Here is a 26,141-nt window from a genome sequence, read left to right as displayed (position 1 = left end):
TAGACCTACCAATTTTTTACTTGTTCAAAGATTTCCTCAGCTAGACTTTCACTTCTGGCAATGACTAAAATCGAGCTATCATCAGCTAAACAGCTAAAAATCTTGTCAGCAAATGTCTCGATTAACTGAGCTTTTACAAAGGCTGTATTTCCTGGAATAACTTGGAGATTGATCATCTTATCCATCAATTCAGCCGATTCGATATTGTCTTCAGCCAGTTGCAAACTTTTTACGATTGATTTTGGCAATTCATAGACATAGGTGTTGTCTCTCAAAGGAATTTTGACAATACCTAGCTCTTTGATATCTCGGGATACCGTCGCCTGAGTGGCAGTGATGCCTGCTTCTTTCAAATGTTCTACGATTTCTTCTTGCGTACCGATTTGATAATCTGTCACAAATCGTCTAATTTTTTCAAGTCTCTCTTTTTTATTCATTTTTAAATTGACTATGCGCCCTCTCTACTACTTCTTCAATCTCAGCAAGAACCTGATTGCTTGCTGACTCTTCTTTTTTCAAATACGCTAAAAACTCAATATTTCCATGCCCACCTTGGATGGGAGAAAAGTCCAATCCAAGGACTGAAAAGCCTTCCTCTACTGCCATAGCTGTGACAGATTCAAGGACATTCTGATGAACCTTGGCATCGCGAATAATTCCATTTTTCCCAATCTGCTTACGTCCTGCCTCAAACTGAGGCTTAACCAAAGCCACAACCTGACCTTGATCGGCTAACACTCGGTGCAAGGCTGGCAGAATCAGACTGAGGGAAATAAAACTCACATCAATACTGGCAAAGCTCGGTTCCTGCTCGAAATCAGTCTTTTCAGCATAGCGGAAATTGAACTGCTCCATGCTGACAACCCGTGGGTCTTGGCGTAATTTCCAAGCCAACTGATTGGTACCAACATCGACTGCATAAACTAACTCAGCACCATTTTGTAACATGACATCGGTAAAGCCTCCAGTAGAGGCACCGATATCAATTGTTGTAGCTCCATCCACTGACAAATCAAAGACCTGCAAGGCCTTTTCTAATTTCAAGCCACCACGGCTGACATACTTGAGTTTCACACCCTTGAGTTTTAGCTCGGTGTCATCTGGAATTTTCTCTCCTGGCTTGTCAAACCGTTCTCCATTCAGGACTGCTACGACTAGGCCAGCCATTACACCACGTTTGGCCTGCTCTCTCGTTTCAAACAAGCCCTGTTTATAAGCTAGTACATCTACTCTTTCCTTAGCCATTGATTCTCAAACTTTCTACTACACTTACAATTGATTCTGTTTCAAAGGGAACCTGCTGGGCAATGTCGTCTAATTTGGCATTGGCTTGATCCAAGGTTTGGTTACAAAAGGCAATGGCCTCTTCCAAACCCAACAAGGCAGGATAGGTTGACTTTTCTGCCTGCAAGTCCTTTTGTGGTGTCTTACCGATTTCCTCAAAACTGGCAGTCACATCCAGTACATCATCTCGAACTTGAAAAGCAAGTCCAATCAATTCCCCAACAGTTTTCAGTTTTGCCTGCATCTCAGGTGCCAATTCAGCTATAATGGCTGCAGCTTGGAAGGGATAAGCTAGTAGTTTTCCAGTCTTATTAGCATGGATAGTCTGGAGTTCTTCCAAAGACAGGTGCTGGTGTTCACCCTCCATGTCCAAAACCTGGCCTGCTACCATGCCCAGACTTCCTGAAGCAAGCGATAAGTTGGCAATCAAGTCCACCTTGATCTGACTTGGCAAATCTGCCTGCGCTATCAAGGCGTAAGGATCTAGGAATAAAGCATCTCCAGCCAAAATTGCCATTGCTTCGCCAAATTTCTTGTGGTTGGTCAAGTGTCCCCGACGGTAATCATCATCGTCCATAGCTGGAAGATCATCATGAATCAAGCTCCCTGTATGAATCATTTCCAAGGCCGCAGCTACCTGTGCGTGAGCAGTTTTGATGGCAATATGCAAGGCTTCCAAAACTTCTAACAAGAGAAAGGGTCGAATACGCTTGCCACCAGCATGAATGGAATAGAGAACAGACTCTCGCAAACTAGAGGCAAACTGCTGGTCTCCATAAAAGTCTTCCAAAGCCGACTCGACAAGAGCTAATTTTTCTTGCTTCTTCATTCAAAATCACTTTCTGTTCCGTCTTCTTGCATGACCTTGACCAAGGTCTTTTCAGCCTTGTCCAGCGTCGCTTGGAGTTCTTTTGACAAGACCATCCCCTTTTGAAAGGCAGCAATCGCATCTTCCAGAGCAATTTCACCATTTTCCAAACTTTGGACAATGGTCTCCAGTTCAGCTAGATTTTCCTCAAATTTCTTTTGTTTTGACATCTTTAACCTCTAATTCTACTTGACCATCTCGCATCAAAAGCGTCACTTGGTCTGTTTTCTTTAAATTCTCAACCGAATCTACAACGGACTCTTCTTTTTTGACAATAGCATAACCACGCGCCACGATTCGACTGGTATCCAACATCAGCAGGGCTTCTGAAAGTCGCTTGACTTCAGCAACCTTAGCATCATAAATCAGCGCCATTTGGCTACGTAGGAGCTTGTCCAACTGACCTAGACGGTCTTGATAACGCTGGATTTTGGTAACAGGTGATAATTGTACCAATTGATGCGTCCTTGCTTGGACTATCTGTTTGTTATCAGAAATCCGTGTTCGCAAACTTTGTTTTAAGCGCAGTTGCAGTTGATCAAATCGTTGCAAATAACCGTCATACAAGCGCTCTGGCTGTCTAAAGATAACAGACTGACTGCATTTTTTCAAAGCTTCTTGTTTTTTAGATAGGACATTTCGGACTGCTGTTGCCATCCGTTTTTCCTGATTTTGCAAATGAGCTAATAGATCCAACTTGGTCACAGGTGTTGCCAGTTCAGCTGCAGCAGTAGGTGTCGCAGCCCGTCTATCTGCCACAAAATCTGCCAAGGTCACATCCGTCTCATGCCCCACACTAGAAATAACTGGCAAACGAGACTCAAAAATAGCTCGTACCACAATTTCTTCGTTAAAGGCCCATAAATCCTCAATAGAACCTCCGCCACGACCAATAATCAGCAAATCCAAATCGTCCCGTTCATTAGCACGCACAATATTCCGTGCTATTTCCTCTGCTGCTCCATCTCCTTGCACCTTGGTCGGATAGAGAAGAATGTCGACACCTGGAAAGCGCCTGCTGACGGTCGTGATAATATCTCGAATAACGGCTCCACTGCGACTGGTTACTACCCCAATTCTCTTAGAAAATTGGGGCAGAGGTTGCTTGAAGCGTTCTTTAAACAGGCCTTCTTCTGTCAATTTTTTCTTGAGTTGTTCAAACTGAATCGCAAGCGCCCCAACTCCATCAGGCTCAGCCTTTTCAATGATGATGGAGTAGCTACCACTCGGTTCATAGACCTGCACACGCCCAATCACATTGATCTTCATTCCTTCTTCCAGATCGAAGCCTAATTTCTGATAAATCCCAGACCAGATGGTCGCTTGAATAACTGCATGGTCATCTTTTAGGGAGAAATATTGGTGAGTAGGTCGTTTACGAAAGTTGGAAACTTGACCAGTTAAATAGACCCGTTCCAAGTAAGGGTCTTTATCGAATTTCATTTTCAGATACTTGGTCAAAGTTGTTACCGATAAATACTTTTCCATCTCCACCTACTACTCATTTTCTTGCTCTTTCATGGGTATTATTATACCAAAAATATGCCTAAAAATCTCCATTTATGTACCATTATGAGGGAAAAATAAATAATAGGTTTACAACAAATATCTGACAGCTTATGGCATAAGAAAACGAGTATCTCCCATTACGGATATACTCGTTTTTTTGATATTTTAAAAGTGAACTTTTTGCCTTCTGCTTAAATCTTTTCGACAAAACCTTGATAACTATTTGTTACTTTCATCTTTACGTTTAGTAAACACAAAGAATGATGCTAAAGTTGTTAATAACCCAACCACAGTCATACTCATGTCCGACGCACTCCCCGTACGTGGCAATGTTGGTTTTTCCTCTTTTGGTGGCTCAACTTGTTTTGTTGGTTTCACCATTTTTGGTGGCTCAACCGGTTCTGTTGGTTTCTCCACTTTTGGCGGTTCCACTGGTTTTGCTGGTGTCTCCTCTTTTGGCGGTTCCACTGGTTTTACTGGTTTCTCCACTTTTGGTGGTTCAACAGGTTTTACTGGTTTCTCCACTTTTGGTGGCTCCACTGGTCTCGTTGGTGGCGTTGGTTCTTTCAAGTCAGGCTTAACCGGTGGGGTTGGAGCTTTTGGTTCTTTCAAGTCAGGTTTCACTGGTTTTTCTTTATCGAACTTGTTTGGTTCTTTTGGAGCAACTCCTAATGGTGTTGGTTCTTTAAGTTCTGGTTGTTTTGGTTCAACTGGTTTCGTTGGTGGCGTTGGTTTTGGTGTTTCAACCAATTCTAGTTTCGGTTTCACATCAATATATTCGTCAACAATAGCCGTGTTGATTCCGAATAATTGAGTGAATGGGACGGTTGCACCAAATTCCAAATAGAAGCCATCTTCTGACACTTTTATAACACCTGCACCTTTGTATTTGTAAGGTGATTCTTGGTTATCCCATACCGGGTTTCCACTGTTAATTTCATCTAATGTTTTATCGGCATAAAATCCATCATCATGTTTATAGACAAAAGATTCATTCAATTTGATAAATGAAGCATTATGAATAGCATACACAATTTCACGATAGGTACTAGGCCATGTATTCACATTGGATCCATATTTGTTAGTCATATAATCTTTGACTTTTTTGAAACCATCTTTTTTGTACTCTTCTTCATCTTTTACGTATGCTGTTTTCAATTCTGCTTTTTTTGTATTCCACTCTTGACGTTTAGCAGGGTCACTCAATAATCCGCCGGGTTTTGATGCTGTTTCGAGGTCTACGTTATACAGTTTCTTAAATTCGTCATTTAAGTATTCGTCATAAACTCCTGATTTCCCATAGAATTCCTTAAACATATCCTTATTGTCTGCGAAATAATACGAATTGTCACTATAACCATGCCATCCTGTATTCATAGAACTCACTGCAAACATAACTGGTTTTTCTTTTGTTGGAATCACTTTCGTTCCATCTTCAAGATATAGAGTTGGTTTCATACGAACTCTTGTACTATATCCATGTTTTCTGAAATCACCATAGATTGATACTGAAATAGTTGGATCGTAGGCAGGAGAAATTTGCATTGTATCAACAGAACTACCAGTCTCTAAGACAGTGTATTCATAATCAATACGTGTGACTTTTTTCTTATCGTATGTGGTGTTCTCTAAGTTTGTGTAAGTCACGGTAAACGGTCTATCTTTTTTGGCAATGACAGGATATGTGGTGATATGTGGGTCTTTGCCGTATTCTCGATAACCTGTTACTGTTTCATCCCATCGTTTGATGATCTTATCTGTCAAATTATTTTTGGCTAATGCTTCATCTGATAATTGGTCGCTACTCAACTTTTTATGATTTAGTTTCCAAAAACTTCCGTCTTTCTGAGTATATTTCAACATTGCTAAAGCACCAGTATCACCAGTATCTTTAACTTCTATGCTGATTTTAGCATTTGGTTCTTTAACGAAAATCAAATAGTTTTTTTCTTCGCTTGCAAAACGACCTGGTTTCTTCGATTCTTCTTCGAATTTTTTCAATTTTTCGTTATATTCTGCTCTACGTTTATCGTTTTCAATTTTATCAGCAGCTTCATTAGATTTAACTTGTTTATTGTATTCTGCAAGTTTTGTATTGTATGTTGCAAGTTTAGCGTCATAATCAGCTTTGGCCATATTATAGTCAGTTTGAGCTTTGTCATAGGCCGCTTTATCTTTTTCATATTGTGCTTTTTTAGCATCCCACTCAGCTTTAAGTTTTTCGTATTCAGCTTTTACCCTGTCCGCCTCAGCTTTTTGTTTATTGTATTCCGAAAGGTCACTTTCGTATTTTGTAAGTGTCTCTTTGTTTGCAACTAACGCTTTGTCATATTCATCCTTCGCCTTATCGTACTCAGCCTTGTCCGCTTCATATTTAGCCACACTTTCATTGTAGGCTTTAAGTTCTGCTTCATATGCTTTCTTATCTAATTCATATTTTGTTGTTTCTGCCTTATACGTAGTTAAATCCTTGCCATAACTATCAAACTCGTTTTGTTGAATGTTTGAAGATTGGTCAGAAGCTTCAACTGTATGCACCCCAAATAAGATAGCAGAAGTTAAGCATGCGCTTGCTAATCCAAATTTTACTGAGTTTTTGTTCATATTACTCACTCTTTCTTAGAACGATTTAGAGAAAACTTAGTTTCTTTTGATTATTTATATTCCAAACTTAATACATATACAATAAATTTACTTAAATCTAATTCATCTGTTTATTTACTATTTCGAGCTTCTTCCAAAATCTTTGCAATTTTGGTCGTCAACAGGTCAATAGCAACTGTATTGCTGACCCCTTCAGGAATGACGATATCAGCATAACGCTTGGTTGGTTCGATAAACTGGTGGTACATTGGTTTAACTACACCTAAGTACTGGTCAATAACGCTATCAAGGCTGCGGCCACGTTCTTCCATATCGCGCTTGATACGACGAATAATGCGCACATCATCATCCGTATCCACAAAAATCTTGATATCCATCAAATCGCGCAGACGCTTGTCCTCCAAAACCAAAATCCCCTCAACGATAAAGACATCTTGAGGCTCCTGACGATAGGTCTTGCTACTCCGTGTATGTTCTGTATAGTCATAAGTCGGGATGTCCACCGGACGCCCTGCCAACAATTCCTTAATCTGCTCGATCATCAAGTCTGTATCAAAGGCAAAAGGATGGTCATAGTTGGTTTTGACACGCTCTTCAAAGGTCAAGTGAGACTGATCCTTGTAGTATGAATCATGCTCAATCATGGAAATCTTTTCATCTGGAAAATGCGATAAAATGGCTCTTGAAACACTGGTTTTTCCCCCACCAGAACCACCTGTCACTCCGATAATGATTGGTCTATTTTGCATGCTATCCTCCGTTTTTTTATCCGTCGTCTATTCTATCACATTTTTTACAAAATTTATAGTCTGATTTGGATAGTCTAAGGGAAACATTTTCAATCCATACACCCCAGTTAGACTAGCTAAAAACCTTCCTTGGCTTGTAGAGATTGTCTCGTTTTTCTAGAATGGCTAGCAATGTATCGCCTTCAAAGGCAGCTAGTTCTTTGTCCGTTTGGTCGAGCTCAATAAAACGACCAAAGCGCACTTCTGTAGCCTCTTCTGGAGTTAAGAAAACTTTAACAAGGTCGCCTGTTCCAATCTCTAGAGGATGTAGAAAGTCCAGCTGCCCAACCTCCACTTTTCTAGCAATTTCTTCCAAGGTAAGAGCATCTTCTAGTTGCAAACCAGCTGCACTAGTTCGAGTCAGATGTGACATATGAGCCGCATAACCAAGCTTCTCTCCCAAGTCAACCGATAAGGTACGAATATAGGTTCCCTTGCTACATTTCACACGAAAAGTGAATCGTGCAAGATGGCCATCATAAGAAATCGAACTTGTCCGTTCAAATTGATAAATAGTTACCTGACGTTCTGGACGCTCCACTTCCTGATCAGCACGCGCATACTCATAGAGCTTGCGACCATTGACCTTGACAGCCGAATACATAGGAGGAATTTGGGTAATAGGCCCAGTCAGATTCGTAATCGCTTCATCGACAAACTTTTCATCCAAGGGCGACAAAACAGGTGTCTCTGCGACCACTTCCCCACTAGCATCCTCGGTCGTCGTGGAATAGCCGAGAGTGATTTCTCCCTCATAGACCTTACCCTCGTCCTGCATAAACTCGACCATGCGGGTCGCCTTGCCAACTGCAATGGGCAAAACACCCACCACATCCGGATCCAAGGTCCCACCATGACCAATTTTCTTGGTTCCCAAAATCTTACGCAGTTTAAAAACCGCATCATGCGAGGTCATCCCCGCTTCTTTTTTTAAGTTGATAATACCGTTCATTTTTGCTTTCTCACTCCCCCTTCAGCGCTTCAAACTTCGCTTTCATTGTTGGATTTTTTCGGGTCAATTTTTTAACAGAGACATCTTCCAATTTGTTGTTAGCTAGACGGAGTTGGTTTTCGGATGTGGTTAGGAACTTCTTAACCTCTTCCATGCGTTTGATGGCCTTGTCGATTTCATCAATAGCTTTACCAAAGTTGGTCGAAGCTGAATTATAGTTTTTAGCAAAAGCTAACTTAAAGGCATCCAAGTCCTCCTCAAAATGAGTTATGTCAATATTTTGCTCCCGAACCAAGGCCAACTCCTGCTTGTATTTTAGGGAATTAAGCGCCGCATTTCGCAAGAGCCCAATCAACTGGATAAAGAATTGAGGACGAACCACATACATCTTTTCATACTCGTGGCTGACATCAACAATCCCTGTGTTAAAGTAATCATTATCAGCCTCAAGCATGGTCACCAAAACCGCATACTCACAGTTCTTCTCCCGACGGTCCTTGTCCAATTCCTTATAAAAATCTGCATTCTTATGCTTCTTCTCTGTTCCGTCCGCTTCATTTTTCATCTCAAACATGATGGAGATAATCTCTACTCCATTTTCATCACATTCACGGAAGATAAAGTCTCCTTTAGAACCACGCGCAGAAACCTTGTTATCCTTCTCAAAGTAAGCATTTGGAAAGGCAAAACTACGGACCTTGTTAAACTCACTCTCTGCATACTGTTCTAGGCTTTCCCCAATCGCTTTTGTAGATTGTTGAGCCTTAAAATTCTTATAAAACTCGACTTGTTCACTTGCTGCTTTGAGCTGTGCTTCATAGTTTTGTTTAACAGAAGCAAGAGAAAGCTCATTTTCTTTTTCTTGTAAGAGAAGCTGGTTTTTGACCTGATCTCGTTCTTTTTCTAGGTCAGAAAGGGTCTTTTGTAGTTGATTTTCATGCTCCAAACGCAAGGTAGCCAATTGGTTTTCCAAAGCTTGTACTTCCTTGTCCTTAGCCAATAAGGCCTCATGGCTTGTCTGTTCAACTTCTTTCTTGGCCAGTTCTTTCTCTGTATCAAAGTTTTGGATTTGACTCTGTAATTGCGCAATTTCTTGGTCTTTTTGAGCTAGTTTAGACTGTTGCTCATTCATGGCCTTTTGCTCAGCCAAAGCCAGTTCCTGCTTCATCCGGTCGTGCAATTCCTTATCAAACTCTGCTGTTCTCACTTGAGACAGAAGTTCGGCATACTGACTTTCATTTACTGTAAAGACTTCCCCACAGTTGGGACATTTGATTTCGTTCATAACGTTCCTCTTTCTAGACTTCTGTAACCATTATATCATGCCTGAGGAAAAATCAAAAACAGCGAGTCGAAACCCACTGTTTATCTTCTTTTACTTTAAATTTTTTCCAAGGCCAAGCGCAAGTCCTCAATCAAATCCTCTACATTTTCAAGTCCGATAGACAAGCGAATTTGGTTTGGTGTGACACCGGCTGCTTCTAGGTCTTTTTCTGACAATTGACCGTGAGTGGTTGTTGCTGGATGGACAACAAGCGATTTAGCATCTGCCACATTTGCAAGGTCAGAAAAGATTTCTAAATGATCAATTACCTTGCGTGCTTCTGCCTCCCCACCTTTGACATGGAAGGTAAAGATTGAGCCCACACCTTTTGGCAAGTATTTCTCAGCCAAGGCATGATAAGGACTATCTGCAAGTTTTGGATAATTTACTTTTTCTACCTTAGGATGGTTGACAAGAAAATCAACAATTTTCTCAGCATTTTGAACATGGCGTTCCACACGAAGTGAAAGGGTTTCAAGTCCTTGTAGCAAGAGGAAAGCATTGAATGGTGACAAGGCTGCACCTGTATCACGAAGCAATTGAACACGGACAGCGATAATAAAGGCTGCTGCACCCACATCACGAGTATAGCTCAAATTGTGGTAGCTTGGGTCTTCCTCAACAAATTGAGGGAATTTTCCTGAAGCCGCCCAGTCAAAACGACCACTATCGACAATCACTCCTCCAATAGTCGTACCATGCCCACCGATAAACTTAGTCGCAGAATGAATGGCAATATCTACGCCGTGAGAGAAGACGTTAATCAAATAAGGTGTAGCAAAGGTATTGTCAGAAACAAGTGGAATCTGATGTTTATGCGCAATCTCAGCCAATTTTTCCAGGTCTGGAATGTTAATCAAGGGGTTGCCCAAGGTTTCAATCAGAACAAGCTTGGTATTGTCTTTGATAGCTGCTTCCACTTCCTCCAAATTATCCACATCGACAAAGGTTGTTGTGATCCCATAACGAGGAAGGGTTTCTTTCAAGAGATTGAGGGTTCCACCGTAAATAGTTGATGCTGCTACAACATGGTCACCAGCATGAGCAAGTGCCAAAATCGTATAAGTCACTGCTGCCATACCTGATGCTGTTGCAAGAGCTCCGACACCACCTTCGAGAGCTGCAATTCTTTCTTCAAAAGCAGCCGTTGTAGGATTGGTAATACGAGTATAGATGTTCCCTGGTTTTCTCAAGGCAAACAAATCGGCACCTTCCTGCGTGTCATCAAAAACAAAAGATGTTGTTTGATAAATCGGCACTGCACGAGACTTAGTTGCTGGATCAACTACTTGCCCAGCATGCAATTGTAAGGTTTCAAATTTAAAATCACGAGTCATAAAACGACCTCCAAATAGTTTTATTAAGGACATTGTAGCACCTTAAGTTATAGTTTACAAATATCAGTTTTCTATATTTTGATATAAGAAATAGCTATTACCTTATTTTGAAAATGAAAAAAGCACGACTAAATCGTGCTCATTTTCTTAATCTACATAAGTATCTTCGTTTTTATTGAGGAAGGCATATGGAAGACCCATCAAGAGGCCTCCTCCGATAAAGTTTCCGATGAAGGTTACACCCCAGTGACGAAGCATATTTCCAACACCGAAGTTAGCAATTGAATCCGCAGCAACACTGAATTTTACAATCGCGAAAGAAGCAAAGTTCGCCGCAATGTGCTCGTTTGTTAAGAATACAAACATGTAAATAGCTGACAAAACAAGCCAAAGTTTGGCACCACCATCTTTGACCAAAACAAATGAAAGAATCGCAATATTTACGAAAATATTTGCCAAAATCGCCTCAAGCAAGACCAATTCATTTGAGCGGCCTAACTTCATCTCAACAACACCTGAGATGAAACTATCGTGTGTCAGATTCGCATAGGCTGCCGAGTGGGCAAAGCCCCACCCTGCTATCAAGGCTCCGATAAGGTTGAACAAGGTACAGTAAAGTAAAATCTCAGCTGTTTTTCTCCAAGAGATTTTTTTCAAGAAACTACCAGCTGTCAAAAACATCATATTTGAAGTTACCAGCTCAGCATTCAAGAAAACAATGTAAGCCAATCCCCAAGCAAAGACAAATGGGAAGAGGAAACGTCCACTACCTGGTGCAATTTTATTAATCAAGTCAGCCCCAACTGCACCAGCAGCAGTACTGAAGGTTAAAAATGCACCTGCGAACATAGAACGAATAGCATACTTAAATTTGCTTTGACTATAAAGACTCTCTTTCTTCTTGCAAGCAAATTCAATCTTTGAGATAAATTCTGAAGAAACCATAATAAACTCCTAAATCTTTTTTCTTGATAATTATATCACAAACTTTAGAATTAAGGAAGCGTTTTCTGTGTTTCATAAAAGTTTATTTTTATGAAAATCTTAAAAAAATCAGTGAAATTCTGGATTTCACTGATTTGTATTAATAAAATTGTTTATATGGTTGATTGAAAGCTGTTAGGATTTCATCAGATGTTTGTGAATAATCTTTTGTTTCTTTCAAATCGCCTTTTACAATAATACGTTCTGTAGCAGCAAGGTCTTCACAGGTTACTAATGTGATTTCATTGACCCCATCTCTATCATCAACCTCATCAACACGATCCGGTGTCACACGTTTGACTTCACGGATTTCATAGGTATAAACTTTATTTTTATCAGTTAGATAAATTTTCATACCATTTTTAGCATTATCTAAAGGAGAAAATAACATTTTATTAGCATTATCAACACCAAAGATATGGTGACTAGCTAGACTATAATTTCCTTCTCCCATTACTTGCTCGCGTTTCATTGTACCAGCGCCGTAGAAGAGATTAACATTATCAAGTCCTTTAAAAATCGGCAAATTCATTTCCAATTCAGGAATTGCAATTCCCCCAATAACTGGTAATTTTTGAGCATCCCATTGAGAAGCTAGAACAGCTTCCGAAGAGATCGCTTTGACCGAATCAAAATCAAAATTTCCTTCTGTATCCTGATTTTCTTCTATTTTTTCTTTTGATACCTGGCTAACTTGATACTTATTGGTATTCCAGACCATGAAAATATTTCGAATTTGCGCATTAAAAATCAAAGCCAGTGACAGTACTATCAGAAATCCTGCTAGGATATTTGTCAGCAGATTTTTTCGTTTATTTTTCTTTTTATTATTTTTTTGAGACATTATGCTTCACCTTCTGTTTCATTTTCTGTCCCAACTTCTTCTTTTTCTGCCGCTGCAACCGTTGTGAAGGTCACTATCTGAGCATCTTGATCCAGGCGCATTACTTTAACTCCCATAGTTGCGCGTCCTGTTTGTGAAATATTGGCAAGATTGGTTCGAATCATGACACCTGTATCAGTGATAATCATCAAATCCTCATCCCCTTGAACAGTCATAAGACCGGCCAGCAAGCCATTTTTTTCGGTAATTTTAGCTGTCTGCATTCCCTTACCACCACGACCTTTTGTTGGGTATTCAGTAGCGACTGTACGCTTACCATATCCTTTTTCTGTGATAATAAGAACCTCATCTTGATCAGTAATCAAGCTGGCACCAACAACTGTATCTCCTTCACGAAGGTTAACACCTTTCACACCTGTGGCGATACGACTCATGCCGCGAACGGCTGATTGATTAAAGCGAACTGCATAACCAAACTTGGTACCAATGATAATATCCGTATCTTCTTCTGTCAATAAGACATTGATTAACTCATCTTCATCCTTGAGGTTCAAAGCCTTGAGACCATTCTGGCGAATGTTAGCAAATTCCTTAACACTGGTTCTCTTCACAATACCGTGACGGGTTGTAAAGAAGAGATAGGCATCATCACTGCGATCAGACTCAACATTGATAATAGTCTGAATACTTTCGCCTTCGTCCAATTTCAAGAGATTGACTACTGGTAGCCCTTTGGCAGTTCGACCATACTCAGGAATTTCATAGCCTTTCAAACGATAAACTCGCCCTTTATTTGTGAAGAAGAGCAGATGATCATGGGTGCTAGTTGACACTAACTCACGAACAAAGTCATCATCTTTCACTCCCGTTCCTTGGACACCACGACCCCCACGTTTTTGAGCAGTAAATTCAGCTTGGTCCAGACGTTTAATGTAGCCTCTGTTAGAAAGGGTAATCAAGACATCCGATTCTTCAATCAAATCTTCGTCTTCGAGACTCAAGACTTCACCGACCATCAACTCTGTACGGCGTTTATCAGAAAATTTACGTTTAACTTCATCTAATTCGTCTTTGATAATTTGAGAAACACGTTCTGGCTTAGCAAGAATATCTGCTAAATCCGCAATCAGAGCCAAGAGGTCATCATATTCAGACTGAATCTTATCACGTTCCAAACCTGTCAAACGACGAAGGCGCATGTCTAGTATAGCCTGACTTTGACGTTCAGAAAGCTTGAACTTACTCATCAACTCAGCTTGTGCTTCTGCGTCTGTTTCACTAGCACGGATGATACGAATCACTTCGTCGATATGGTCTAGCGCAATTAAGAGACCTTCTAAGATATGAGCGCGTGCTTCCGCTTTTTCCTTATCAAAACGTGTCCGACGAACAACCACTTCTTTTTGGTGCTCAATATAAGCATCCAAAATCTGACGAAGGGACAAAATCTTCGGTACCCCATTTTGGATAGCAAGCATATTAAAACCAAAGTTGGTTTGCATCTGGGTCATCTTGAAAAGATTATTGAGGATAACATTGGCAGAGGCATCACGTTTGACCTCGATTACGAAACGAACCCCTTCTCGGTTAGATTCATCACGAACCGCTGTGATCCCCTCAATGCGTTTTTCCTGAACCAAACGAACAATATGCTCATGCACCTTGGTTTTATTGACCATGTAAGGAAATTCCGTTACAACGATGCGCTCACGGCCAGTCTTAGTTTCTTCAATTTCAGTACGAGAACGAAGAACAATAGAACCTTTACCTGTTTCATAAGCCTTATGAATGCCTGATTTCCCCATGACAAGGGCACCTGTTGGAAAATCTGGACCAGGCAAGACTTCCATCAAGTCCTTAGTGGTCACTTCAGGATTGTCCATAACTAACTTCACTGCATCAATGGTTTCACCCAAGTTGTGAGGCGGAATATTGGTTGCCATCCCAACAGCAATACCAGTTGCTCCATTAACCAAAAGGTTTGGAAAGCGCGCTGGCAAGACTACGGGTTCACGTTCATTGGCATCATAGTTATCGACGAAATCAACCGTATTCTTATTGATGTCTCGAAGCATTTCCAGAGCAATCTTGCTCATACGTGCCTCAGTATAACGCTGGGCGGCAGCACCATCTCCATCCATGGAACCAAAGTTTCCATGCCCATCAACAAGCATGTAACGGTAGCTCCACCATTGAGCCATACGAACCATGGCTTCATAGATAGAGGAATCCCCGTGTGGGTGGTATTTCCCCATGACATCCCCTGTAATACGAGCAGATTTTTTATGGGGTTTGTCTGGGGTCACACCCAATTCATTCATTCCGTAGAGAATGCGACGGTGAACAGGTTTCAAGCCATCTCGAACATCAGGAAGAGCCCGGGCTACGATAACACTCATGGCGTAATCGATAAAGCTCGTCTTCATCTCCTTTGTCAGATTGACATTCACTAAATTTTTATCCTGCATTAATAAATGCCTCATTTCACAATTAGTAAGTAACAACATTATACCATAAATTCCCATCTATTTCAGACTCTAACCCACTAAAACGTTTACATCGAGAACTATAAGGCATATTCGTGACAAAGTTTTTTAAAAGTGATAGAATGAAGTTGTCTGGGGAAAATCCCCTAATAAAATTAAGGAGATGTTTAGAACAATGACTTCAACTAAACAACACAAAAAAGTTATTCTTGTCGGTGATGGTGCTGTAGGTTCATCTTACGCTTTTGCACTTGTTAACCAAGGAATTGCACAAGAGCTTGGAATTATCGAAATTCCACAATTGCATGAAAAAGCTGTTGGTGACGCGCTTGACCTTAGTCACGCCCTTGCCTTCACTTCACCTAAAAAAATCTATGCAGCTCAATACTCTGACTGTGCAGACGCTGACCTTGTTGTGATCACTGCAGGTGCGCCTCAAAAACCAGGTGAAACTCGTCTTGACCTTGTAGGTAAAAACCTTGCTATCAACAAATCAATCGTAACTCAAGTTGTTGAATCAGGTTTCAAAGGTATCTTCCTTGTTGCTGCTAACCCAGTTGACGTTTTGACTTACTCAACTTGGAAATTCTCTGGTTTCCCTAAAGAACGCGTTATCGGTTCAGGTACTTCACTTGACTCAGCTCGTTTCCGTCAAGCACTTGCTGAAAAATTGGATGTAGATGCTCGTTCAGTTCACGCTTACATCATGGGTGAACACGGTGACTCTGAGTTCGCTGTTTGGTCACACGCAAACATCGCTGGTGTAAACCTTGAAGAATTCCTTAAAGACACTCAAAATGTTCAAGAAGCTGAATTGATTGAATTGTTCGAAGGTGTTCGTGATGCAGCCTACACAATCATCAACAAAAAAGGTGCAACATACTACGGTATCGCAGTAGCCCTTGCTCGTATCACTAAAGCAATCCTTGACGATGAAAATGCAGTACTTCCACTTTCAGTATTCCAAGAAGGTCAATACGGAGTTGAGAACGTCTTTATCGGTCAACCAGCTGTTGTTGGTGCACATGGTATCGTTCGTCCAGTAAATATCCCATTGAACGACGCAGAAACTCAAAAAATGCAAGCATCTGCTAAAGAATTGCAAGCTATCATTGACGAAGCATGGAAAAACCCAGAATTCCAAGCAGCTTCAAAAAACTAATTTAACTATAGACAACTCCTTGAATCATCAGGGAGTTGTTTTTTTCTGTATTATAGTAGGTTGAAGTTGAAATAGCACCCCATTACTCTAAAACGTTGTTATAAAATGCTTTAAATCCCTAATCAATTTGTTCATATCTTATTTCAATTCATTATACATCTTCCCACAATAAAACGCATAATACCAAGGATTGTCAATACCTTATCTTATGCGTTTTTTCTGATTTCAAAGAATTTTGACTCGGCCTTCTTTTTAATTATCTTCAAAATAGGAATCAACCAACTCCTGAACTCTTCCTTCTTTAGCCGCTGGAATAGTATCTTCTAAAACAAAATTCTTCCTACTAATATCTTTAGAAAGATTTCCAAAAATAAAATTAGTCGAGATATTATAGATAATCTCAGACGGAGCAAATCCATAAACCTGATTCTCTAAAATATGCTTCAAACGTTTTTCAGAATCTGGAAATAATTGTTTCAAACCATCACTATTATAGAGGCGTTTAACCAATTCTGCAATATAGAGACCTGACTTCATATATAAATCAATAAAAGTTTTAGATGAATCTTCAAATATCCCTGGATTTTCCTTTTCTAAATCATCTACCATCCTTTTTACCACACGTTTAGGCGTGAAAATCTGGTTGGTCTTCTGCGGTGGAATATAATCAAAAATATCTTCTTTTTGATCTTTAAAATAATCTGCCAACTCCTTTTTCTTGCGGAGAAATTCTTGAATAGCTTCGTCAAATGTTGCTTTATCAAAGAGATGCCCTGCAAAATCTTGTCCACCATCTCTCAAATAACGAAATTGGTCAATCGTAATACCAGTCACCTCAAAGAAGACTTGCTCAGGAACAAAGGTATCAAAATTATCAAGTATTAGAGATTGATTACCATAGGCCATAATAAAACTTGGAATGGTTCTTGCAAATCCACGAAGATGGTCACGAATCTCATCTTGAGCTGATTGTTTTAACTGTTCAACCCGTTTTATCTCAACCTGTTCGATAAACTTCTCAGGCATTTTTTCCACTTCTTTTTTGAGTGTTTGCTCTAGTTTTTCTTTGTGAATGAGATTATTTTCTTCTAAACGTTTATCCAAATCTTCTTGAATCTTATCTTTTTGCTCCTTATCATTTGCTTCCTTGAGTTGTTCTTTCAACTCTTCCTTGATATGAGCCTCAGAAATTTTACGTTCTATCTCATTTTTTCGAATTTCATTCTCAAATGTTTTGGAAATTTCTTTCTTGATTTGTTCTTTTTCCCTCGTTTTAAGGTCATAGCCTGCTTCCAATTCTTCTACAATCACTGGAGAAACTGTCTTACTCAAATCATTAACCAGCTGTTTTTGAGTTCTGTCCTCATCCTTAGTGAACAAATCTGTCACAGATTGACTAAGTCCATAGACTTTTTCACCAAAAAGTCGCATTTGCTGATTAACTACAATTTCATGATCAACTACTGCATTGCCCTCATCATCTACTGTAACATCTGAAAAGTCCAATAGTTCAGAAGATGTTTGTAACTTCCCTTCCTTTTCAACTGGGAGTTCATTTAAAATGTCTAGAACTGTTTGACTAGCTTGGAAAATACCGCTGATATTATCAAATAAGAGATTGGACATGAAGCCACGTTTGAGGACTTCCCTAGCTTTTATCTGACGCGGTATAGTCAGAACTGCCTTGGCATCAATTTCAACCATCTTACCTGCACGGTCTTCTGCTATGACAGGGAAGAAATTTAGTAATTCTCTGATGTTTTCTTCACGAGTTGTCGAAGTCCCGCCGCCTCCTGCAGTCGCAAGCGATAAATTGTTGGCAAACTCATCAAAGAGAATCAAGGTTCTTTCCGGTGCAAAGTCAAATACATAGGCTCTTTCTTTGCGGAAGTGATTTCCTTTGCTATCGGTCCATGAATATGGGTTCTGAGCACGGAAGGCGGCCTGCATATAAAGTGCAGGTGATTTCAAGTTCGATAACATCAATACACCTGTCCACTCAGGGATAGTGACGCCTGTCGTCAACTGACCGACGGATAGGGTAATAGTTTTGTCATTCTCTGCTATCGCTTTTCTAACCAAGTCTAAGGATTTGAGTTTGACTTTATCGTCTTCTTCGGACATGCGTCCATCACCAGCAGCTAAAACAATCTCATAGTTTTCATAGATGGGGTGTTCTTCTAGTAGTGCTTTTAAGGCTTTAGCTGAGGCTACACGTTCTAAAAGCCAAAAAGTATGCTTGAGTTCGTTCCGAAGTTCTTTGGTTGAAAATGGATATTTTTCATTGCTCGATAGAGTATCTAACCAATTTCTGACATCTTGCTCATGGATAAATTTACCTTTATCATCTGTGGCGAAAAATTCACTTAAGTCAAAAGCATAGTCGATATTTTCGCCATCTAGTTGAGCACCTTTTTCTAACTCCTCACCAATCATCTGAGACATTTGATAGGTAAAGAGATTTAACTGAGGCAAGCTTTCATATGGATTTTCCTCATCTTGCTCAGGCGACCAAGTAGTTTTGGCTGCCTGCTCATCAGCATAAGACCAGTTATAGATTTGCTCCTCTGTAAAATCTCCTTTGGCCAATGCCTTAAATGGTGTACCTGACAAATGCAGAGTGAAATTCCGTCGAATCTTATTAAAAGCTTGGTCTGTCTTAAAGGTATCAACTCCTTCGTGAGCCTCATCGATAACCAATAAATCCCAGTGGAGATCTGTAACCCATTTAAGTTTGTTATGCTCTCCACCTAGATAAGCAGAGCCTTTCAAGTCTTGAAGACTGATAAAAGCAAGTTGTCTTACATCGTCATCTAAAATACCAACAAATTCTTTTCGTGACAAGGTTGGACGACTCTTAAGGCTGTCTGATTCAGAAACAAACTTATAAGTCGTTTGACCTGCTATGAATGTTTCGAAATCATCATACCATGAGTTAGCTATTGCCGGTCTATTGGTTACAATTAAGACATTGACAGCCTCCATCCGTCGAGCTAAGTCATAGGTAGATAAGGTTTTACCAAATCGTGGCTTGGCATTCCAGAGAAATTTGCCTCCAGCATGTTCTTGGAAATAAGCTAATGTATTAGCAACTGCTTCTTCCTGCTCTTGTCGCAAGGTATAGTCCTGTCCTTGTCCAGGCTGATAACCTGATAAATCATGCTTAACAAACTTATCGAAGAGATTTTTGGATTTTTCAGGAGTTCCATTAAAATAGAACCATTCCGTCTTAGGACGACGCTCCACATCATGAAAAGAAAGGAAATGGTGGAAATCATGATCCTTGAAAGTTTTACCCTTATCAGGATCTTCTGTATAGGTCGCATCTCCAGTCCATAAGACATCTGTATCAATATGAGCAGTATGCGTTTGCTCCTTGATACGTTGTGTGACATCACGTTCTGTATAACCAATCTTAATCCAGCCTTCATTACTGGTTACCGTAGGAGTTGTGTAGGCATAGATTTTAGGATGAATCTCTTTAGTGGTTTTAATTTCTACTGGCATAAGTTTTCCTTTTTTTAAAAAACTAAGATAATTTTTCTAACTCTGTTAAATCGATTCCCATCGTGTTTAAAATGTCATCAAACACTACAGTTTTAAATTCATCAGCATACTGATTGAATAGATTCATTAAAGCTTTATATAATCTTTGAAAATCTTTCTTATCAAGTACAATTTTTAAAAATAGAATAACCACTATAAAACGTTTATTATCATATCTCCTTATCCCAAAATGATTTGCTATTTGAGATATTCTGACATTTCTTAAATTAACATTATACAGTCGTTCATCATGTGCACAGATATTTCTAACTAGGTTAGCCACTTTCAAACATGCACTTAAATCTGCACTAGATAGTCTAAATGTATTGTCTTTATTTTGTATTCTATATTTATCTGTATAAAATTTTGCAATGATATTCTTTGTACTATCCGTTAAAATATTGTAAAAATTAGCAATGTTTCCCATTGTAAGAAAATTAACTAAAACCCAAAGTGGTACTTCCCCATGTTCCTCAATGTAATGTTTAATAGCGCCAGTTCTATCTACCTTATCATGAATCGTCTTGGTTAAGATAGAGATTTGTTGAAGAACTTTTTTAGGATCATTGTCTACAAAATTTGCAATATCTAAATAAGCATTCTTACGAGGGTGTTTTTTAGAGAATTCATATGCAACTGTGGTCTTTATTGAATTTTCGAATATCAATAAATATTTCAATAATAATATCCTTAGCTCTCTATCAAATAAAAACAAGGCCTTTAGTTCGTTAAAGTGGGTTCCTTTTTGATAAATTTCAGGTTCAACAGGTCGATTATTGCTGTCCTTTACTAAAAATAAATCTTTATAACCGTTTATAACATTGTAATAGTTTTCTTGTTCTAAAAATCTCTTTGGCTTTCCATTCGTTGGGACTACAACACCCCTATTTCTTAAGATTGTTAACTGTTGATTAAATGTTTTATGTTCCTTCAAACTTATCTCCTATAAAATAAAAAGGGTCAGGGCATCGTATGCTTCCTGACCTAATCCTATATATCTATTATAGATCACTGAGCGCTATTTGTCAAATAAAAATACTTCTCTAATCCATCTCCCTTACATGTGTCTCAATAAAGGCAATTTCCTCAGGAGAAAGGTCATATTTTTGATAGAGCTGACGGTCAATATCAGCCACTGATTGTGTCCAATCAATGTCCGAATTGACCGTAAAGTCTTGGAGAGGGACGTAATACCAAGTTTTGCGTGAATTATGCTGAGTAACTTTCAAAACACCTAATAATACTCTAGCGAATTTAGTTTTAATAAATTTAATACAAGCATCGGCTTCAAATTTTGTTTTAAAATTACCAATAGATAAAAAAGTATCTGTATGCCCGATTAGGGGTTCCCCGATTAGGGGTGTTGATAAGACTTCACCTAAGGCACCACTTCCATTAGCTTCTGGTACAAAAACATTATAATTTTCGAATGTTTCTGGTAAATCTAAATATTTTTTATTGATATATCGATAAACACGTTCGGAGCCAATTCTTCCAAGTAGAGCAACATGGTCTTTTTCTTCTTTGTTTTTGAAAACAAAATCTAACTGAGTTAGTGATTTCGAAACAATTTTATTTTTTGTCCCTTTTCCTTGCAGCTTTTCAGCATTTGGATAATCAGAAAAAAGTTGATTTGAAAATCTATAAATACCTTGAGGATAAACTAAATCAGAAAAAGTTTCAAAGTCTGGATGTTTTTCTATTTTTTTTACAATACTATTCAAAGATTCAAAAATAGTAAATACTCCGATTGGTCCCAAATCTTTATCGGCATCACGATAAGTTATTGCTACTCCACCCTTAATATCTGTTCCTGTAAATACTTTACCGCTTTTAAGTTCATAGAATTGAACTTTTAAATGCTTATCTTCAAGCATCTTTTCCATCCAATTTTTAGGAGTTTGACCAGCATTGAATAAAAATCTTGCTGGTGTAATTAAGATTGATTTATCTGAAATTTTACTCGCTTCATCAATAAACAAATGATATACTGGGTCATCACTTGTACTTGTTCCCTGTGCCTCCTCCTGATACGGCGGATTTCCTATCACGACATCAAATTTCATTTCACTTTCCTCGCTAGATAGGCGCTCAAAACCTATCATTTTATTCTTTTTCCAGTCTTTGATTTGGGTTTTAGATTCTTCTGCTTGTTCTACTTCCAGCTCATCTGAAAACAAGCTTAGCTGTTGAGATTGTTCTTGTCTAGCTGAGTAAGGACTGTTTTTTTTCAATCCATCCATCTGAAAGACATTGTAAGAGATAATAGTCGCAATTTCTTTCTTTTGCTCTAATGTTGGTTGATTTCCAATCTTTGCAAGATAATAGTCCTCAAAAGTTGCCAAAAGATTTTCACGCGCCAAAAGTAGAGAGTCCCCTTGGTACTCATAACCATACGAAGCACGATAAGCTTCTTTTATAAGTTCATAAAAGGCGACTTCATCTGAAACCTCACGACTAATCCGTTGTAGTTTTCTATCTACAAAACCAACACGCTCAGATAATGGAATTTCCTCACCAGTTACTGTATCATAACGCGTTACCATATAAGGTGCTTCACCACAGGTAATTTCTAGCCAGCGCACTTGGATATAATCTTCAAGATCCAGAGCTTCAAGTTCAGCTTCCACGTAGCCATTTTGCTTTTCAACTAACCAAGTTGGCGTAAAAACTTCGGCTCTAATCTTGGTTCGGTCTTTTTGCTCATACTTGGATTTTTCAGATCTGGGCTGAATCAAGTTAGCATAGTTTCCAGTAACCTTACTTGGACTAATACTATCACTAGGACTAAAGCCTTTTCCTAACAAGTTATAAGAATGCGTCGCCCAAACTATATTTTTCTTTGTTGTTCTATCTTTTAAAAGTATTTTTAATAAATCAGCAGACTCCTTAGCCAACTGCTCTTCACTAATATCTATTGCCATAAAGCAACCTCTCTTGTATTGTAAGCCCTATTATATCATATTTAAAAGAATGAAAATTTACTTGAAAAAAGTAATTCAATAAATATCTCTCCGATGACCAACTTCTAGAATAGCAACGACTAATTCATCATCTACAATTTGTACGATAACTCGATAATTACCAATTCTATAGCGCCATTGACCAACACGATTACCAACCAAAGCCTTTCCGTGTCGTCTTGGGTCTTCCAAAACATTGGATTGTAAATAGTTTGTAATTAGCTTCTGCGTATAACGATCCAATTTTTTCAATTGCTTGATGAATCGTCTTGTCGGAACTAATTTATACAAATTATTCATCCTCCAAGCCTAAATCATGCATCATTTCTTCCCAAGTAATAGGCTCAACTCCTTTTTCCAAGTCGTCTAAATACTCTTGATAGGCTAAATCTGCCACACGAGCGTCGTATTCGTCTTCTAGAGCTTCAAGAGTTTTGGTGCGGATAAGTTCCGACAGAGAAACTCCTTCAAACTTAGCCATTGCTTTCATAAATGTTTTATCAGCTTCAGAAACTTTTAATGTAATAGTAGTCATCTTTTGCACTCCCTTTTTTAATGGTAACACCATTGTATTACTTTTTAGGTGTTCAGTCAATATAAAAAGAACACCTTCTCAGCGTTCTTTCTATATGTCCGTCAAGGGTGTTGCGGTATCTGGTGAGGTATCATAAACCTTAAAGTCCACTCCGACTCCCAGATCAGCTTGAGCCAGCTGATTGACCATGGTCATATGAGCCAGTTCCTTGATATTGTTCTCCTTAGACAAATGTCCTAGGTAGATTTTCTTAGTGCGATTTCCTAGCGTCCGAATCATGGCTTCAGCACCATCTTCGTTAGAAAGGTGACCCAGATCCGATAGGATTCGTTGTTTGAGTCGCCAAGCGTAAGAACCTGCTCGCAAAATCTCTACATCATGGTTGGACTCGATAAGATAGCCGTCCGCATTTTCGACAATCCCTGCCATGCGGTCACTGACATAACCTGTATCTGTCAAAAGGACAAAACTTTTATCATCTTTCATAAAGCGATAGAACTGCGGTGCGACTGCATCATGGCTTACACCAAAACTCTCGATGTCAATATCTCCAAAGGTTTTGGTTTTTCCCATCTCAAAGATATGCTTTTGCGACGAGTCTACTTTCCCAAGATACTTGCTGTTTTCCATAGCTTGCCAGGTCTTTTCATTGGCATACAAATCCATACCATACTTGCGAGCTAACACACCCACTCCATGGATATGATCTGAATGCTCATGGGTAATCAAGATGGCATCCAGGTCTTCTGGTTTGCGGTTAATTTCAGCAAGTAGGCTAGTAATTTTCTTACCAGACAAGCCAGCATCCACTAAAAGCTTCTTTTTTGGTGTTTCCAGATAAAAGGAATTTCCACTGGAACCCGACGCTAAAATACTATATTTAAAGCCTATTTCACTCATTCTAGTCTTCTACTTCGTCCTCCCATACTTCTTCTTTCACTGCATCCTTATCATAAGGGAGCACAATGGTAAAGGTTGAACCCTTACCGTATTCACTCTTGGCCCAAATAAAGCCATTATGTTGTTTGATAATTTCTTTGGCAATAGACAGTCCCAGACCTGTTCCACCTTGGGCACGACTTCTAGCACGATCCACACGATAGAAACGGTCAAAGATACGTGGTAAATCCTGCTTAGGAATCCCCAAACCGTGGTCAGAAATGGATAAAATCATCTGGTCTTCAGTTGTCTTCATTCTGACAGTGATTTTACCCCCATCTGGCGAATACTTAATAGCATTATTTAAAATATTGTCGATAACCTGCGTCATCTTATCTGTATCAATTTCCATCCAGATAGAATTGATGGGGTAATCTCTCACCAACTCATATTTTTTCTCCTTTTCCTGTCCTTTCATCTTGTCAAAACGATTGAGGATAAAGGTAATAAAGGCAGTGAAGTTAATCAGTTCCACATCCAAGTGACTAGTGGCGTTATCAATCCGTGAAAGATGAAGGAGGTCCGTCACCATGCGCATCATACGGTTGGTTTCGTCCAGAGACACCTTGATGAAGTCTGGTGCTACAGTTTCACACAAAGCTCCCTCATCCAAGGCTTCAAGATAGGATTTCACGCTGGTTAAAGGAGTCCGTAACTCATGACTAACGTTGGAAACAAAGAGTCTCCGTTCGCGCTCTTCCTTCTCCTGCTCCGTCGTATCATGCAAAACAGCCACCAAACCTGAAATAAAGCCAGACTCTCGACGAATCAAGGCAAAGCGAACTCGAAGGCTCAGATATTCGCCATTGATGTCTTGAGAATCTAGCAACAATTCTGGACTTTGGGTAATCAAATCACGCAATTCATAGTCTTCTTCTATCTTGAGCAATTCCAAAATGCTTCTATTCAGAACATCTTCTTTAACCAGCCCCAGTTGCTTCTTGGCTGTATCGTTAATCATGATAATCTGCCCCCGACGATTGGTCGCAAGAACCCCATCCGTCATATAAAACAGGATACTATTTAGTCTCTTACTCTCTTGTTCTAGATTTTCCTGAGTGAGACGAATAACCTCCGACAAGTCATTCAAATTATTGGTAATATTGGTGATTTCAGACCCACCTTGCATATCAAGAACCTTGGAATAATCTCCTGCAATCAAATCTTTAACCTTTTGATTGATTTGCTTCAATCGAATATTATCACGTCTATTTTCCAGTAATAAGAGGGTCACAACAAGGATGAAACCTAACAAAATCAGGATAAAGATAAAATCTCTGGTAAAAATGGTTTGTTTCAGTAAATCAAGCATTATTTCTCATGTAATACCCTACACCACGGCGCGTCAAGATATACTCTGGTCGGCTGGGCGTATCTTCAATCTTCTCACGCAGACGTCGGACAGTCACATCAACTGTACGGACATCACCAAAATAGTCATAGCCCCAGACAGTCTCAAGCAAGTGTTCGCGCGTAATGACTTGACCTGTATGCGATGCTAAATGATACAAAAGCTCAAACTCACGGTGGGTTAAGTCTAGTTCTTCGCCATATTTTTTAGCCACGTAGGCGTCTGGAACAATTTCTAAATCCCCAATTTGGATAGGCTGAGGTTTGCTATCTGCTTCCTGCCCATCTACTGGCATAGGTTGAGAACGACGCAGCAAAGCTTTAACACGCGCCTGTAACTCACGATTGGAGAAGGGTTTTGTCACATAGTCATCTGCCCCAAGCTCCAAACCGATGACCTTATCAAATTCGCTGTCTTTAGCCGACAGCATGATAATAGGTACACTACTTGTCTTGCGAATGGTCTTAGCAACTTCTAAACCATCAATTTCCGGAAGCATCAAATCCAGAATAATAATATCTGGCTGCTCTGCTTCAAATTGCTCTAGCGCTTCACGACCGTTAAAAGCAGTTACAACTTCGTAACCTTCCTTGGTCATATTAAACTTGATAATATCCGAGATTGGTTTCTCATCATCTACAATTAGTATTTTTTTCATATGTTCA

The 26,141-nt window shown here is 39.4% G+C and carries 22 protein-coding genes; 1 reads left to right on the top strand and 21 read right to left on the bottom strand.

From position 1 onward, the window contains the following. Positions 1-5 precede the first annotated feature (5 nt). From HT679_RS01860 to gyrA, 13 genes are all read right to left on the bottom strand, one after another. Complete coding sequence (locus HT679_RS01860; protein ID WP_020900686.1) at positions 6-437, bottom strand: arginine repressor; 432 nt, start codon at positions 435-437, stop codon at positions 6-8. Beyond that, on the bottom strand, positions 430-1,245 hold the full coding sequence (locus HT679_RS01855) for a TlyA family RNA methyltransferase (protein WP_173212570.1): 816 nt from the start codon (positions 1,243-1,245) through the stop codon (positions 430-432). Before HT679_RS01855 ends, HT679_RS01860 begins: the two co-directional genes overlap by 8 nt. Next, positions 1,238-2,113: a polyprenyl synthetase family protein gene (locus HT679_RS01850; RefSeq protein ID WP_173212568.1), complete on the bottom strand. Its 876-nt coding sequence runs from the start codon at positions 2,111-2,113 to the stop codon at positions 1,238-1,240. The genes HT679_RS01855 and HT679_RS01850 overlap by 8 nt, the downstream gene beginning before the upstream one ends. Beyond that, entirely contained in the window at positions 2,110-2,322 is a 213-nt protein-coding gene (locus HT679_RS01845) for an exodeoxyribonuclease VII small subunit (protein WP_000043226.1), read from the bottom strand. The genes HT679_RS01850 and HT679_RS01845 overlap by 4 nt, the downstream gene beginning before the upstream one ends. After that, positions 2,300-3,640, bottom strand: coding sequence for an exodeoxyribonuclease VII large subunit (gene xseA, locus HT679_RS01840; RefSeq protein ID WP_173212566.1), 1,341 nt, complete (start codon positions 3,638-3,640; stop codon positions 2,300-2,302). Before xseA ends, HT679_RS01845 begins: the two co-directional genes overlap by 23 nt. 240 nt (positions 3,641-3,880) lie before the next feature. Continuing rightward, on the bottom strand, positions 3,881-6,265 hold the full coding sequence (locus tag HT679_RS01835) for a GbpC/Spa domain-containing protein (RefSeq protein WP_173212564.1): 2,385 nt from the start codon (positions 6,263-6,265) through the stop codon (positions 3,881-3,883). Between the two features lie 110 nt (positions 6,266-6,375). Next, on the bottom strand, positions 6,376-7,014 hold the full coding sequence (gene udk, locus HT679_RS01830; RefSeq protein ID WP_001181376.1) for a uridine kinase: 639 nt from the start codon (positions 7,012-7,014) through the stop codon (positions 6,376-6,378). Between the two features lie 112 nt (positions 7,015-7,126). After that, positions 7,127-8,005, bottom strand: a complete 879-nt coding sequence (truB, locus tag HT679_RS01825) for a tRNA pseudouridine(55) synthase TruB (RefSeq protein ID WP_049524019.1) — start codon at positions 8,003-8,005, stop codon at positions 7,127-7,129. Positions 8,006-8,015: 10 nt separating this feature from the next. Continuing rightward, a complete protein-coding gene (locus HT679_RS01820; protein ID WP_112443735.1) occupies positions 8,016-9,290 on the bottom strand; it encodes a DUF2130 domain-containing protein in 1,275 nt (424 codons plus the stop codon). A 95-nt stretch (positions 9,291-9,385) separates the two neighbouring features. Then, complete coding sequence (locus HT679_RS01815; RefSeq protein WP_173212562.1) at positions 9,386-10,666, bottom strand: O-acetylhomoserine aminocarboxypropyltransferase/cysteine synthase family protein; 1,281 nt, start codon at positions 10,664-10,666, stop codon at positions 9,386-9,388. 147 nt (positions 10,667-10,813) lie between these two features. Next, positions 10,814-11,611 carry a formate/nitrite transporter family protein gene (locus tag HT679_RS01810; RefSeq protein WP_050090939.1) on the bottom strand — a complete coding sequence of 266 codons (798 nt, stop codon included), beginning with the start codon at positions 11,609-11,611 and terminating at the stop codon, positions 10,814-10,816. Positions 11,612-11,750: 139 nt separating this feature from the next. Next, positions 11,751-12,494, bottom strand: a complete 744-nt coding sequence (gene srtA / locus HT679_RS01805) for a sortase SrtA (protein WP_130886013.1) — start codon at positions 12,492-12,494, stop codon at positions 11,751-11,753. After that, positions 12,494-14,962, bottom strand: coding sequence for a DNA gyrase subunit A (gyrA, locus tag HT679_RS01800; protein WP_173212560.1), 2,469 nt, complete (start codon positions 14,960-14,962; stop codon positions 12,494-12,496). Before gyrA ends, srtA begins: the two co-directional genes overlap by 1 nt. A gap of 193 nt (positions 14,963-15,155) precedes the next feature. Between gyrA and HT679_RS01795 the strand changes: the two genes are divergently transcribed. Then, positions 15,156-16,142, top strand: coding sequence for an L-lactate dehydrogenase (locus tag HT679_RS01795; protein WP_000204726.1), 987 nt, complete (start codon positions 15,156-15,158; stop codon positions 16,140-16,142). A gap of 252 nt (positions 16,143-16,394) precedes the next feature. On the opposite strand, the gene HT679_RS01790 is transcribed toward HT679_RS01795, so the two are convergent. The 8 genes from HT679_RS01790 to yycF all read right to left on the bottom strand — a co-directional run bounded on the left by HT679_RS01790 (position 16,395) and on the right by yycF (position 26,134). Beyond that, complete coding sequence (locus tag HT679_RS01790; RefSeq protein WP_173212558.1) at positions 16,395-19,649, bottom strand: DEAD/DEAH box helicase family protein; 3,255 nt, start codon at positions 19,647-19,649, stop codon at positions 16,395-16,397. Positions 19,650-19,671: 22 nt separating this feature from the next. Further along, positions 19,672-20,622, bottom strand: a complete 951-nt coding sequence (locus HT679_RS01785) for an Abi family protein (protein WP_000658132.1) — start codon at positions 20,620-20,622, stop codon at positions 19,672-19,674. A 109-nt stretch (positions 20,623-20,731) separates the two neighbouring features. Further along, positions 20,732-22,612, bottom strand: coding sequence for an Eco57I restriction-modification methylase domain-containing protein (locus HT679_RS01780; RefSeq protein WP_173212556.1), 1,881 nt, complete (start codon positions 22,610-22,612; stop codon positions 20,732-20,734). Between the two features lie 75 nt (positions 22,613-22,687). After that, the gene (locus HT679_RS01775; RefSeq protein ID WP_171043470.1) at positions 22,688-22,942 is read right to left on the bottom strand and encodes a type II toxin-antitoxin system RelE/ParE family toxin; all 255 of its coding nucleotides are present in this window, start codon (positions 22,940-22,942) and stop codon (positions 22,688-22,690) included. A 1-nt stretch (position 22,943) separates the two neighbouring features. After that, positions 22,944-23,186, bottom strand: a complete 243-nt coding sequence (locus HT679_RS01770) for a DUF6290 family protein (RefSeq protein WP_007284772.1) — start codon at positions 23,184-23,186, stop codon at positions 22,944-22,946. A 90-nt stretch (positions 23,187-23,276) separates the two neighbouring features. After that, positions 23,277-24,086 carry an MBL fold metallo-hydrolase gene (locus HT679_RS01765; protein WP_054384038.1) on the bottom strand — a complete coding sequence of 270 codons (810 nt, stop codon included), beginning with the start codon at positions 24,084-24,086 and terminating at the stop codon, positions 23,277-23,279. A gap of 1 nt (position 24,087) precedes the next feature. Continuing rightward, complete coding sequence (gene vicK, locus HT679_RS01760; protein WP_173212554.1) at positions 24,088-25,437, bottom strand: cell wall metabolism sensor histidine kinase VicK; 1,350 nt, start codon at positions 25,435-25,437, stop codon at positions 24,088-24,090. Next, positions 25,430-26,134: a response regulator YycF gene (gene yycF, locus HT679_RS01755; protein WP_050259789.1), complete on the bottom strand. Its 705-nt coding sequence runs from the start codon at positions 26,132-26,134 to the stop codon at positions 25,430-25,432. Before yycF ends, vicK begins: the two co-directional genes overlap by 8 nt. Positions 26,135-26,141: the final 7 nt, after the last annotated feature.

This window comes from Streptococcus sp. 4886 (genome assembly GCF_013276485.1).
In the GTDB taxonomy this organism is placed as follows: Bacteria; Bacillota; Bacilli; order Lactobacillales; family Streptococcaceae; genus Streptococcus.
Note: the sequence above shows the minus strand (reverse complement) of the source record. Positions and strands in the feature narration are given on the sequence as shown.

Coding starts and splice junctions, on each gene's coding strand:
- HT679_RS01860 (WP_020900686.1), bottom strand. CDS start 437: ATGAATAAAAAAGAGAGACTTGAAAAAATTAGACGATTTGTGACAGAT.
- HT679_RS01855 (WP_173212570.1), bottom strand. CDS start 1,245: ATGGCTAAGGAAAGAGTAGATGTACTAGCTTATAAACAGGGCTTGTTT.
- HT679_RS01850 (WP_173212568.1), bottom strand. CDS start 2,113: ATGAAGAAGCAAGAAAAATTAGCTCTTGTCGAGTCGGCTTTGGAAGAC.
- HT679_RS01845 (WP_000043226.1), bottom strand. CDS start 2,322: ATGTCAAAACAAAAGAAATTTGAGGAAAATCTAGCTGAACTGGAGACC.
- xseA (WP_173212566.1), bottom strand. CDS start 3,640: ATGGAAAAGTATTTATCGGTAACAACTTTGACCAAGTATCTGAAAATG.
- HT679_RS01835 (WP_173212564.1), bottom strand. CDS start 6,265: ATGAACAAAAACTCAGTAAAATTTGGATTAGCAAGCGCATGCTTAACT.
- udk (WP_001181376.1), bottom strand. CDS start 7,014: ATGCAAAATAGACCAATCATTATCGGAGTGACAGGTGGTTCTGGTGGG.
- truB (WP_049524019.1), bottom strand. CDS start 8,005: ATGAACGGTATTATCAACTTAAAAAAAGAAGCGGGGATGACCTCGCAT.
- HT679_RS01820 (WP_112443735.1), bottom strand. CDS start 9,290: ATGAACGAAATCAAATGTCCCAACTGTGGGGAAGTCTTTACAGTAAAT.
- HT679_RS01815 (WP_173212562.1), bottom strand. CDS start 10,666: ATGACTCGTGATTTTAAATTTGAAACCTTACAATTGCATGCTGGGCAA.
- HT679_RS01810 (WP_050090939.1), bottom strand. CDS start 11,611: ATGGTTTCTTCAGAATTTATCTCAAAGATTGAATTTGCTTGCAAGAAG.
- srtA (WP_130886013.1), bottom strand. CDS start 12,494: ATGTCTCAAAAAAATAATAAAAAGAAAAATAAACGAAAAAATCTGCTG.
- gyrA (WP_173212560.1), bottom strand. CDS start 14,962: ATGCAGGATAAAAATTTAGTGAATGTCAATCTGACAAAGGAGATGAAG.
- HT679_RS01795 (WP_000204726.1), top strand. CDS start 15,156: ATGACTTCAACTAAACAACACAAAAAAGTTATTCTTGTCGGTGATGGT.
- HT679_RS01790 (WP_173212558.1), bottom strand. CDS start 19,649: ATGCCAGTAGAAATTAAAACCACTAAAGAGATTCATCCTAAAATCTAT.
- HT679_RS01780 (WP_173212556.1), bottom strand. CDS start 22,612: ATGGCAATAGATATTAGTGAAGAGCAGTTGGCTAAGGAGTCTGCTGAT.
- HT679_RS01770 (WP_007284772.1), bottom strand. CDS start 23,186: ATGACTACTATTACATTAAAAGTTTCTGAAGCTGATAAAACATTTATG.
- HT679_RS01765 (WP_054384038.1), bottom strand. CDS start 24,086: ATGAGTGAAATAGGCTTTAAATATAGTATTTTAGCGTCGGGTTCCAGT.
- vicK (WP_173212554.1), bottom strand. CDS start 25,437: ATGCTTGATTTACTGAAACAAACCATTTTTACCAGAGATTTTATCTTT.
- yycF (WP_050259789.1), bottom strand. CDS start 26,134: ATGAAAAAAATACTAATTGTAGATGATGAGAAACCAATCTCGGATATT.